An 11,384-nucleotide genomic window follows, 5' to 3' on the forward strand; every position below is an offset into this window, starting at 1 on the left:
GTCCGGGCCCGCGGGGGGCCGGGGCTGCGGGGGCCGGGCCGCGACCTGGGGCCGCCCGGGGGCCGCGGGGTAGCATCGGCGCGATGTCCGCACTGTCCGCCCGGTCGCCGCTGCTGCTGCCGTGGGCCGCGCTCAAGCTCGCGGGACGGTTCGTCCTGCCGCTGACCCTGTGGTTCACCGCCGGGCGGCTGCTGCGGTACGGCGCGCTGTACGGCGGGTACCGGCTCGGCGCGATGAAGGGCACCGCCGCGACGGTCGCGCCGCTCGTCACCGTCGGGCTGCTCGTGATGATCACGCTGGCGACGGCGGTGCTGATGGTGCACTGCGTCCGCGAGGGCCTGGACGTGGTGCACGCCCGCGAGGCGGACGGCGACCTGACGCCGTGGGCGGTCGGCAACGACGAGTCGGTGGTCGGCGCGATGGCGCGGGCCGCGCTCCCGTTCGTCATCTTCTACCTGGCGTGGGGGCTGCAGACCGACGACGCCCGCGAGTTCGCCGACATGGCGGCGAGCCGCGGCTTCACCGAGGGCGGCTTCCAGGGGCAGCTCAAGGGCATGGGCATGCTGATCTCGCTGGAGAAGCACGTCGTGCTCGCGGTCGGCATCACCGCGGCGTTCTTCGTGCTCAAGACGGCGGTGGAGTGGCTGCTGGAGGAGCGGCTCGGCCGCTCGGCGGGCGCGCTGATGGCCTTCCTGGAGATCAACTTCACGCTGTTCGGCATCTTCACGATCGACCACCTGCGCGGCGAGGCGGCCGGCTGGATCACCGGGCGGCAGGCCTGGCAGTGGCTCGACGGCGCCGCCGGGCCCGTCCTGGACCTGTGGCCGCCGTTCAAGGACGCGGTGCTCGGCGCGCTGATCTGGCTGGTCATCGCCGGGGTGATCCTCGGCCTGGACGCCGGCGACGAGCGGGTCGTGCTCGGCCGCGGCCGCGCCGCGCGGCGGCTCGCGGCGGCCGGCGGGATCGAGCGGCAGGGCAGCATCCGGGAGGTGCTGACCCGCGGGTTCCGGGAGATGTGGCTGCCCGCCTGGTACGGGCTGCGGCTCGTCCGGCGGTCCGGGCTGCTGCCGTTCGCGGTGTTCTGCCTGCTGTTCTCCGCGCTGGACGTGGGGCGCGACGCGTCCCGCCGGTGGGTCTACCAGCTCCTCGGCCCGCACGAGGTGACGTGGTGGATGCCGCGGCTGCCGCTGGTCGACTTCGGGACGGGCCTGGTCTTCGAGATCCTCCGGATCTGCCTGCTCGCGGCGGCGTTCAACCTGGTGATGGCGCGGGTCACGGCGCGAAACGCAGCGAAGGCAGTGGCGTCCCCGGCTTCCGTGACGCCTTCGGCGCCTGCACCCGCAGCGCCAGGGCCGCCGCCATGGTCCGGGGCACCGTCCCCCGGACGGTGAGGCGGGCGACGGCGCCCGGTCGCGGCGTCCCGGCGGCGAGGCCGGTCGCCGACCAGCTGCGCCCGTCGCCGTCGGTGAAGGTGTAGACGACGCCGTAGGAGCCGATCGCCTTCGCGGCGGCCGCGTCGTCCGGGCGGACGGCGAGGACGACCTGCAGTTGCGTGACGGTGCCGTCCTTCGGTTTCGTCCCGAAGGACAGCGGCGCGGTCGCCTGCCGCGCGACGACCTTCCATCGCGCGCCCATCAGCGTGCCGGTCGCGCCGTGTGGGACGTCCGTCACCTTCTCCGGCGGTTTCAGGTTCTTCTCGACGCTGTTGGTCTCGTCCACCCATTTCAGGACGAGGAGGGCGGGCAGCAGGGCGGTCAGCGCGAGCGCCTGGACGATGCGGCGGTCGCGGGGGCGGAGCCGCGGCCGGGCCCGCGGCGGGATCGCGGGCAGGTCGGGGTTGGTCCGCTGCGGGTCGTCGAAGGCGGGGCCGGCGGTCGTCACGAGGCGGCCTCCGGGTCGAAGCGGTCGACGGCGCTGCGCAGCAGCGCCCGCGCCCGGGCGGGGCTGATCCCGAGGTCGATGTCGGCTTCGGCGGACAGCTGGGGCAGCAGGCCGCCCGTCCCGACGACGAGGTGCGCGCCGCGCAGGCGCTGCTTCGGCAGCTCGAACAGCAGCGTCCCGGGCGCCCAGATCATCGGCTGCATGTCGGGGACGGTGCTCGTCGTCCCGGACCTCGGGTCGTAGCGGTAGCCGTAGCCGCCGGGCGTCTCCAGCACCGCCGTGCCTAGGCGGAGCGGTTCGCGCTCGCTCTTCGCGCGGATCCGCACGGCGAGGTAGATGCCGTCGGTGCCGATCGCGGGCTCGTTGCCGAAGCTCAGGCCGGGCGCGAGCGACCGCGCCGCCTGCACGCCCTCGACGCGGACGCTGAACATCCGGTTGGAGACGGTCTGCCCGATCTTCCCGTCGTTGCGGAGCGGGTCCAGCTCCTTGGCGTCCACCTTGGGCCGCATCGTGTGTACCCACATCGCCGCGACGAGCAGACCCGTCCCGATCACCGCGGTTCCGCCGCGCACCAGCAGCTCGCGCCCGTTCATCAGGGGCTCGCGGTCGGACGGGGGCGCGCCGGGCGGGTGCGCTGCGCGGGCGGACGGGTGGCGCCGCGCGTCGGCCGCGCCGTTCCGGTCGGCCGCGCCGTTCCCGTCGGTCGCGCCGCGCGGGTCGGGAACAGCGTCGGGGTCGGCGCGGGCGCAGCGGCGGGTGCCGCGGCCGCGACCGGGAGGGTCATCTTCGCGGCGAGCGCGCCGTCCTCGGTGTCGGGCAGCCAGTTGTAGCTGACGTCGGTGAACCCGGTCCGGTACTCCCATTTCCGCAGGCCGATCGTGAACCGGCGCGGCGCGTCCGCCGGTCCCGCCTTCCACATCGCGGACGCCTCGACCGGCAGGCCCGGCTGCACCGCGTCCGTCTTCGCGCCGCCCGCGACGCCCTCGACCTGGTCGGGCTCCAGCCACTTGCCGGCCTTGGTGCGCGCGGCGAGACCGTCCGTCAGGCCGCCGTCGCCGAGCGACTCGGTCTCCTTGCCGTTGTTGACCACCCGCATCCGGACGATCAGGTACCGCTTCGGATCGCTGTCGAACACGCCCTTGACCAGGCCGATCCGCGCGTCGCGGACCGTCACGGTGAACAGGCCGACGTCCAGCGCCTTGCCGGGCCTCTCGACGGGCTGCTTCGGCGCCTCCTCGAAGCCGCCCGCGGCCCACGTCACCGCCGCGACGGCGGCGACCGCGCACGCCACGGCGGCGGGGACCAGCCGGCGCCTCGCGGAGGCGCGGCTCCCGCCTGCGCCGGACGGCTCCCCCGGGGACGGCCCGCCGGGAGGCGGGGGGACCGGGGCGGTGGGCTGCACCCGCCGAATGCTAGTACGACGACCCTTGAGTCCCTAAGCTCCTCGGATGGCGTACAGAATCCGCTTCCTCCCGGTGCTGCCCGTCCTCATGATCATCGCCGGGGTGGTCGCCGCGCCGCTCGTCGTCGCCGGGACGTTCATGGCGGAGATGCACGCCTGGCAGGCCGTGCTCGGCATCCTGTTCTGGACCGTCGTCGTCCTGTGGCTGGTCGGCGGCGGCATCGCGCGGCTGCGCCGGATGGCCCGCAGCGGCTGGACGGCGCTCGCCGTCGAGCCGGAGGGCGTCCGGATCGGCGCGCGCCCCGGGGCCGGGCCCCAGTTCTTCCCCTGGTCGGACGTGGACGCGATCGTCTGCTTCGACGTGCCCCGGATCGTCCGCCGGTCGCCGGTCCGCCACCTCGGCGTCAGCCTGCGGGACGGCGCGCCGGGCGGCGTCGCCGAGTTCGAGGAGCGGCTGGCCGCGGCGCGCGCGCGGTCCGGGCCGTCCGGCGCCGACCGGAAGACCCTCGACTACATGGCGAGCAAGCTCGCCGACAGCATGTTCCCCCGCGAGCACGCGGTGAGCGCGTACGTCCGGCGGCGCGACTGGCGACTGAACCGGAGCGCGCTCGAACGCGCCCTGGGGGACATGGCGCCGGGCGTCCGGCTCGTCGACGTGGGCGCCGGCCGCCTCCCGCACGAATGGCTCGACGACCGGGCGCGGCTGGCCGACCTCGACGTGGACCGTTCCGGCGAGGAGCGCGGCGTCCCGTCGGAATAATGATCATTACGTGGCGACGCGGTGAATCTTTGTTGTAATGTCCGGATCCGGTCACCCGTCCGGAAGAGAAGTGCATGGACCCGAACCTGCCGCCCGCCATCGCCGACCCCGAGAAGTGGCTCCGCGACCAGCAGCAGTGGGCCGCCGCCATGAAGGAGCGCGCCGACCGCGCCCAGCGGGAACTGGCCGGGAACACCACGACGCTGACCAGCCGCGACCACGCGGTCACCGTCACCGTGAACCCCAGCGGCGTGCTGCTCGACCTGCGGCTGTCCTCGCACGCCGACCGGATGAGCGGCGCGCAGCTCACCGCGTCGATCATGGAGACCTACCGGAAGGCGTGCGGCCGCGGCGCCGCCCGCACCGTCGAGATCATGTCCCAGGTCGTCGGCGACGACTCCGAGGCCATGGACTTCCTGCGCGCCGCCCTGCCGCCCGCCGACGAGGACGACGACCAGGACCGCCCGCGCTGGTGACCCCGGCGCCCGCCCGCTCGCGCCGGTGACCGCCGGCGTCCACCCGCCCGCCCGCGCCGATGACCCCCCCGGCGCCCGCCCCGCGTACGCGAAGGAGCCCCATGGGCCAGAACGGTTTCGAAGTGGAGAGGTCCGCGCTCGACACGCACGCGGGCAAGGTCGACCACGTCGCCGCGCGCGTCGACAAGGCGAACCAGGCCGCCGCCCAGTCCACGCTCGGCGGCTGGCAGATGTACGGGGCGCTCTGCTCCCCGCTCATCGTGCCCGCCCTCGCCGGCCTGTTCGGCGACTCCGACGACATGGTCAAGAAGGCCGCCGAACTCGGCCGCTCGATGGCCACCGGCCTGCGCAGCAGCAAGCAGAACTACGAGGCCGTCGAGCAGGCCATCGAGGCGCTCACGAAGCAGGCCCGATGACCACCCCCAACGACCTCGTCGCGCAGCCCGAGGGGCAGAAGCGGTTCGAGGGCGCCGGGCTCGCCGACAGCATCGACGGCCTCGTCGCCGACATCGGCGAGAACAAGAACTGGGAGACCCTCGCCGTCGACGGCCTCGCCGTCGGCCTCGACGCCCTCGGCATCGCCCTCGACCCCCTTGGAGCGGTCCTCAGCGCCGGCGTCGGCTGGCTCCTCGAGCACATCGCGTTCCTGCGCGAGCCGCTCGAGGTGCTCACCGGCGACCCCAAGCAGATCCAGGCGCTGTCGAAGACCTGGTCCAACGTCGCCACCGAGCTGATCGGCGCCGCGAACGACTACTCCGACGCCATCGGCGACGTCGCCGCGTGGGGCGGCGACGCGTCCGCCGCCTACCGCAAGACCGCCAAGGAGTACGTCGGCGCGCTGGACGCCGTGGCGCAGACCGCCCAGCACACCTCGCAGGGCATCGCCGTCGCCGGGCAGGTCGTCGCCGTCGAGCGCGCGTTCGTGTTCGCGGCGATCTCCGAATGGGTCGGCAAGGTCGTCTCCAAGGCGCTGCTCGCCCTCGCCACCTCGGTGTTCACCTTCGGCGGCTCGCTCGGCTTCTTCATCGCCAGCGTCGTCGGCGACGCCATCACGCTGTTCGCCCGGCTCGGCAAGCGGCTCGCGCGGCTGCTCCAGGTCATCCGCCGGTTCGTGGACCGCTTCAGCGGCACCAGCACCCGCGCCGCCGACGCCGCCGCCGCGCTCGGCCGCCGCGGCGACCAGATCAACCGCTGGGCCGACCCGAAGATCAACGGCTCGAACGTCGCGGAGGTCATGTTCACGCCCGCCGCCTACCGCCGCTACACCGAGGCGATGGACGGCTCGTTCGTCGGCCAGACCGCCAACGTCGCGGGCAGCCTGTGGGCCCGCACCGGCGCGGAGGCCGCCAAGTCCGCCCGCGACTTCGGCGACGGCATGGACGACGGCCACTACACCTCCTGAACGCCCCCGCCGGGCCCCCGGGAGGGCACTACGCTGCCAGCGTGACGGAGATCATCGACTATGGGCGGTTCGCGGAGCGGCTCGCCGGGCCGCGCCCGCGCTGGGACCTGCTCCGCGCGTTCCAGGACGAATGGGGCTACACGGTGCCCGCCGACGCCGACCCGTGGCCGAAATGGTCGGAGACCGAGCACCGCGCCTACGTCCGCTCGCTCCACGAGGGATGGACCGGCGAGGAAGAGGACCCTTTCAAGGGCGTCGACCGTTCGCTGCCCATCCCCAAAGCGCTGGACGAATGGTGGGACCTGCCGTTCAACTCCTTCACCTACTCGGCCCGGCTGTACTGGACGAACCCCGAATACCCGCCGACGCTGCGGCCCGACCCGTCCGGCTACGGCGTCGCCGGTGCCCTGCCGGAGCCGAACCCGTTCGTCGAACCCGGTGGTGACCTGCGGCTCTGCTGCTTCATGGCCGAATACGAGTACTGCAACGAATGGGCCTACCTCGCGGCCGAGGCCGGCCACGACGACCCGCGCGTCTTCGTCAGCCTCGACGAGGACGGGTGGGCGCTGCAGGCCCGGTCCCTCTCCGAGTTCTTCGTGCTGCTCGCCGCCGTCCGGCTGCCGTCCCACTTCGGCTGGAGCGTCCAGCTCAACGACGACGACTTCGCGGACGGGACACCGCCGCGGGAGCGCATCGAGGCGGCGTACCGCCCGATGGGCTTCCAGAACTGGCGGGAGCTCGGCGCCGACACCACCCTGTTCGGCGGCCCCGACGTGATCGTCCGGCACGACACCGGCATGGCCGACTTCTCCGTCGAGATCAGCGGCCGCACCTGGGACGCCCTCGCCGCCACCGCCCGGACCCTCGGCTGGACATGGGACGAAGAGACCGTCGAGCCACCCCACAAGGACGCGGAGCCCGAATAGGGAAGGAGGCGGCCGAGGTGCTCGATTAGGGGCGGAGATGGGATGCGACGCCCGAATAGGGGAGGAGACGGGTGCGGCGCCCGAATGGGGGCCGGAGCGGGGACGGCGCCCGAGTCGGGGCGGAGTTGGGACGCGGAGTCCGGATGACGGCGGCGAATCGTCTAGAGTCATGGCGTTCGCACGGTTTCAGGAGAGATGGGAATGCGCGGAGCGGGACTCGTGGCCGGCGCCACCAGCCTGGCCCTGACCACGGCACTCGTGCTCGCACCGGCCGCGTCCGCCGCCCCCGGCGACCGGCCGGGCGCCGCACCGACCACCAAGGCGCCGGCGACCAAGAAGCCGGCGCCGAAGAAGACGTCCGAGCCCAAGCAGCAGCAGGCCCCGTCCGGCGGCCAGTGCAACAAGCCCAGCGGCCAGCCCGCCTCGGCGATCACCCAGCAGCCGTGGGCGCAGCGGCGCCTCGACTTCGAGCAGGCGTGGCCGATCACCCGCGGCGCCGGCGTGACCGTCGCCGTCGTCGACAGCGGCATCGAGGCCGCCCACCCGCAGCTCAAGGGCAAGATCACCGGCAGCTTCGACGCGACGCACACCACGCCCACCGACTGCTACGGGCACGGCACCGAGGTCGCCGGCATCATCGCCGCGTCCGACCAGCGCCGCCGCAACGTCCCGTTCGTCGGGGTCGCGCCGCAGGTCAAGCTGCTGGACGCCAAGTTCACCACCGGCGAGAGCACCGACGACAACACGCTGCTGCCGAAGGCCATCGAGTGGGCCGCCGAGCACGGCGCGAACGTCATCAACGTGTCGGCGCGCGCACCCGACACCACGCTGCTGCGGCAGGCCGTCCAGGTGGCGAAGAAGAACGACGTGCTGATCGTCGCCGCCGCGGGCAACGTCGACAAGGACGAGCGCGGCAAGGAGAGCGCCGGATACCCGGCCAACTACCCGGGCGTCCTGTCGGTCGCGGCGGTCGACCAGAGCGGCACGATCTCCGACTTCTCCAACCACAAGACCCGCATCGACGTCTCCGCGCCCGGCCAGGACATCATCTCCACCGTCGGCACCGGGTACATCGGCGGCCAGCAGGGCACCAGCTTCAGCGCCCCCTACGCCGCCGGGGTCGCCGCGCTCGTCCGGTCGCGGTACCCCAAGCTGACGTACCAGCAGGTCATCAACCGGATCCTGATCACCGCGGAGGGCGGCAACGGGCAGGGCAGCGGGTACGGGATGATCAGCCCGCTGCAGGCGGTGTCCGCCGTGCTGGACGCGAACGCCAAGCCCGGGGAGGCGTCCGCCGCGCGCCCGCTGAGCGGACCCGTTCCGATCGCGCACGCCGCGCCCGTCGACCACCGCACCCGCAACATCGGGCTCGGGGTCGCCGGTGGCGCGCTGGGTCTCACCGTTCTTGTGGCTTTCGGCGGCGCCGTCATTCCGATGGGACGCCGCCGCGGCTGGAAGCCGGGCCGAATCCCCGCCCTCCCGACCGGCGAAGACCGCGACTGATCCCTTTCTGGGGGTTGTCGTTTGTCGGTGCGCTGTTCTCGTATTGGTGCGCGGGGGCGGCGTCGAGGGGCGCTCTTAAGTTTGTTGTGCGGTGCTCTGTGGCTCGTTTGGTGGTGTTCGGGAGCTCATCGCGTGGCGTTCGGGGAATCTTGAAGAGGGAACGCTCGATTCTCTTCGGACGGGGTGTTCGGCTTTCTCTTTCGAAAGAGGTGTTCGGGCGCTCGGGCACGACGCTGTTCGGGTGCATTGGCGGGAGGGGTGTTCGGGGGTATCGGCGAGAAGGGTGTTCGGGTGGTGGGGTGGCGCTTGCGTACGGGGCCGCCCCTCCAAAGTCAAGGGCGCCTTCGGCGTCGCTTCGCGATGGACTTCGTCCACCCTTGACTTTGGAGCCTGGGCGGCCCGGGGGCGGGTGTGGGGGGCGGGCCCCGCCGCCCCCGCCCCCGGGTCGCGCCACCCCACCACCCCCTTCCGTCAGGGCCGAGACTCCCTTGCGTTGTGCGACGCCAAGAGCGCCAAGAAGACGCGAGGCAGGCAACCTTTTTCGCCCAAAAAATACCGGGAAGAATGTGACTCGAACGGCTTCGAATGTCAGTCACACAGGGTACTATTTACCTATGCAATCAGTGACGGTCGAGCTCGGGGCCGCGTCCACCATGGAATTGGTGAACGCGCTCTCCGCCATCGCCACTGAACTCGCCACCAGAGACGCCCCCGAGTCGGCGGCCGCATGCCTGGAACTCACCGAAACGCTTGCGGCCGCGTCCGATATGCAGGAAAGCGCGCTGGCCGGATTCATCGGCCGAGTCGACGCCACCGGGGAGCAGCAGCGGTGGGGATTTCCCTCCACCCGGGCCTGGCTCCGGTCCCGCCTGGGCATGCGCGAAAGCCGCGCCAAAGAGCGCCTCACTCTCGCCCGGCAGCGGCACCGCCTCCCCCAAGTGGTGGAGCGGCTGGCGGCCGGGGAGCTGTCCTTCGGCTATGCCACCACGGTCGCCGACTCGGTCGCCCGCCTGGACGACACCGACTGCGCAGAGGCCGAAGCCACACTCCTCGGATTCATCGACCAAGGCTTCTCCGCGGGGAAGGTCGCCACGTTCGGCCACCGGATCCGCGACGTCATCGCCGAACGCGACGACACCGAAGCTGTACCGGATGAGGACTCCAAGCGCGGCTACGCCAAGTCCTGGCTCACCACCATCCGTTCCCTGGACGGCGGCCGCTACGTCAAAGGCTGGCTGAACCCCGAAGACGCCGCCATCTGGGACGGCACCCTGGCTCCGCTGGCCAAGCCGGCCGGACCGGAAGACCGCCGCGACGTGGCCGAGCGCACCGCCGCCGCACTGTCGAGCGTGCTGTCGGGCGGTCACAAGGCCACCAAGGTCACCGTCATCTGCGACCTGGACACCCTCACCGGCGGCAACGCCCCCGCCCGCCTCACCGACGACACTCCAATCCCCGCCCCGCAGGCGCGCCGCATCGCCCTGGCTGCCGGGGTGTCGCCGCTGCTCCTGGGGCGGGGCAACACCCCGCTGTACCTGGGCCACCGGGAACGGTTCGCCAGCGCGGCCCAACGGCACGTGCTGGAGACGCTCTACCCCTCATGTGCGGTACGGGAATGCGAAATCCCTGGCACGTTGTGCGAAGTGGACCACGTCAACGGGTGGGCACTCGGACGCTCACCCACCAATATCGACCAACTTGCCCTCACCTGTGGGTGGCACAACCGGTTCAAGCACACCAGCCCTGACCAGATCCAGATCACCAAAGATCAAGACGGGCGCTACGTCTACCGGTTGCTGCCACCACCCGATGCCCGAGGGGCAACGGGACCACCCGGCGGCATAGGCCCCCCGGATAGCACCCTCCCTTGGGCCGCATAACCACCCCACCGGCATGACCGCCAGGCCCGCCCGGAACCACTCGTGTCCCGGGCAGCCTAGGCATGCCCACCGAACCGCGAGCCTCCCACCAGCGCGGCGACTGTCGCAGTGGCCGATTAGGGTCGTCGGCGTGATCATGAGCAGCCCCCTGCCCTCTGGAAAACCGATCAACGACATCGACATGGTCGAGGTGGACGGGCGGCCCTTGTTCGTCGTCGCCGAGTACGGCGGCGGCGCATGGACCTGGGACCCGGTCGGTGACGTGTGGACCAAGCCGCCGCTTGAGCCGCCCTTTGAGCAGTACCCCGACGCTGACGATCCCGACGTCGACTGTGTGGCCGCAGGACTGCAGGACGAACGCCTCATCATCGTCGGTGGCAGCGAGAACCACGCCATGGTCGCCTGGGACCTGCGGAGCGGTGAGGTGCTCCGGGAGGTAGACGAGGAAGACGACCCCGTCACCTCCGTGGCCGCCGTGCGGATCGACGGACAGCTGACCTTCGTTTCCGGGGACTACGGTGGCGGGATCGCCCTGTGGGAGCCGTTCCAGGACGAGCCTGGGGAACTGGCCGTCGACCACGAGGAAGCGATCCTCGACCTGAGCACGGGAATCGTCGATGACTGTCCCGTGCTGGTCGCGGGTGGCTACGACGGGATGGTCGGGGTGTGGGACCTGCGGTCCCGGCGGCGGACGGGCTGGTGGGAGGCCGGGGACAAGGAGCCGGTCAGAGGTGTCGCGCTGACTTCGGTCGGCGGGCGTCCGGTCGCCGTCGCGGGTGGTGAGACCGGCCAGGTCCAGGTGTGGGCGCTGGACGACGTCGACCGGCCGCTCATCGCAACACTGCCCGTCCACGAGGCGCGCATCAACGCACTGGACACCGTCACGATCGACGGCTGCCCCCTCGTGGTCACCGGCTCCGAGGATGGAACCGTCCGTACATGGGATCTGGCCCGGGGACGGCAGATCGGGGACCCCATTACCAGCGATACCGAATGCATGTCGATCACGCAGCTGAACGGCCGCATGACCGCCTTCACCGCCGACATGAACGGCGTCATCCACGGATGGGGCCTGGAAGTCTGACAGCAAAATGGCTGCTCAGATAGGGCGCCCCTTCGATCCTCTTCGTACCTGACGGAGGGGGGTGGTGGGG

General features: G+C 71.9%; 12 protein-coding genes. 9 read left to right on the forward strand and 3 right to left on the reverse strand.

Features of this window, described 5'->3' with window-relative positions; translation table 11 throughout:
• The first annotated feature begins 83 nt into the window (after positions 1-83).
• Positions 84-1,391 carry a hypothetical protein gene (locus F9B16_RS45005; protein WP_151546404.1) on the forward strand — a complete coding sequence of 436 codons (1,308 nt, stop codon included), beginning with the start codon at positions 84-86 and terminating at the stop codon, positions 1,389-1,391.
• Here the strand turns inward: F9B16_RS45005 and F9B16_RS45010 are convergent.
• From F9B16_RS45010 to F9B16_RS45020, 3 genes are read right to left on the reverse strand one after another with little or no spacing between them, the layout of a single operon-like run.
• Positions 1,273-1,881 carry a hypothetical protein gene (locus F9B16_RS45010; RefSeq protein ID WP_151546405.1) on the reverse strand — a complete coding sequence of 203 codons (609 nt, stop codon included), beginning with the start codon at positions 1,879-1,881 and terminating at the stop codon, positions 1,273-1,275. The genes F9B16_RS45005 and F9B16_RS45010 overlap by 119 nt on opposite strands.
• Positions 1,878-2,474, reverse strand: a complete 597-nt coding sequence (locus F9B16_RS45015; RefSeq protein ID WP_151546406.1) for a hypothetical protein — start codon at positions 2,472-2,474, stop codon at positions 1,878-1,880. Before F9B16_RS45015 ends, F9B16_RS45010 begins: the two co-directional genes overlap by 4 nt.
• Positions 2,474-3,283 carry a hypothetical protein gene (locus F9B16_RS45020; RefSeq protein ID WP_151546407.1) on the reverse strand — a complete coding sequence of 270 codons (810 nt, stop codon included), beginning with the start codon at positions 3,281-3,283 and terminating at the stop codon, positions 2,474-2,476. Before F9B16_RS45020 ends, F9B16_RS45015 begins: the two co-directional genes overlap by 1 nt.
• Before the next feature lie 46 nt (positions 3,284-3,329).
• Between F9B16_RS45020 and F9B16_RS45025 the strand changes: the two genes are divergently transcribed.
• From F9B16_RS45025 to F9B16_RS45060, 8 genes are all read left to right on the forward strand, one after another.
• Complete coding sequence (locus tag F9B16_RS45025; RefSeq protein ID WP_151546408.1) at positions 3,330-4,043, forward strand: hypothetical protein; 714 nt, start codon at positions 3,330-3,332, stop codon at positions 4,041-4,043.
• A gap of 74 nt (positions 4,044-4,117) precedes the next feature.
• Entirely contained in the window at positions 4,118-4,519 is a 402-nt protein-coding gene (locus tag F9B16_RS45030; protein WP_151546409.1) for a YbaB/EbfC family nucleoid-associated protein, read from the forward strand.
• A gap of 101 nt (positions 4,520-4,620) precedes the next feature.
• Positions 4,621-4,935 (forward strand): type VII secretion target, encoded by a 315-nt coding sequence (locus F9B16_RS45035; RefSeq protein ID WP_192809313.1) that lies wholly within the window; start codon positions 4,621-4,623, stop codon positions 4,933-4,935.
• A complete protein-coding gene (locus tag F9B16_RS45040; RefSeq protein WP_151546411.1) occupies positions 4,932-5,921 on the forward strand; it encodes a WXG100 family type VII secretion target in 990 nt (329 codons plus the stop codon). The genes F9B16_RS45035 and F9B16_RS45040 overlap by 4 nt, the downstream gene beginning before the upstream one ends.
• A 41-nt stretch (positions 5,922-5,962) precedes the next feature.
• Positions 5,963-6,847: a hypothetical protein gene (locus F9B16_RS45045; protein WP_151546412.1), complete on the forward strand. Its 885-nt coding sequence runs from the start codon at positions 5,963-5,965 to the stop codon at positions 6,845-6,847.
• 201 nt (positions 6,848-7,048) lie between these two features.
• Positions 7,049-8,350: a S8 family peptidase gene (locus F9B16_RS45050; protein ID WP_192809314.1), complete on the forward strand. Its 1,302-nt coding sequence runs from the start codon at positions 7,049-7,051 to the stop codon at positions 8,348-8,350.
• Positions 8,351-8,973: 623 nt separating this feature from the next.
• Positions 8,974-10,230, forward strand: coding sequence for an HNH endonuclease signature motif containing protein (locus tag F9B16_RS45055; protein WP_192809315.1), 1,257 nt, complete (start codon positions 8,974-8,976; stop codon positions 10,228-10,230).
• 136 nt (positions 10,231-10,366) lie between these two features.
• The gene (locus F9B16_RS45060; RefSeq protein ID WP_225992508.1) at positions 10,367-11,314 is read left to right on the forward strand and encodes a WD40 repeat domain-containing protein; all 948 of its coding nucleotides are present in this window, start codon (positions 10,367-10,369) and stop codon (positions 11,312-11,314) included.
• The last annotated feature ends 70 nt before the right edge of the window (positions 11,315-11,384 follow it).

Origin of the sequence: Actinomadura montaniterrae (assembly GCF_008923365.1) — a bacterium.
In the GTDB taxonomy this organism is placed as follows: domain Bacteria; phylum Actinomycetota; class Actinomycetes; order Streptosporangiales; family Streptosporangiaceae; genus Spirillospora; species Spirillospora montaniterrae.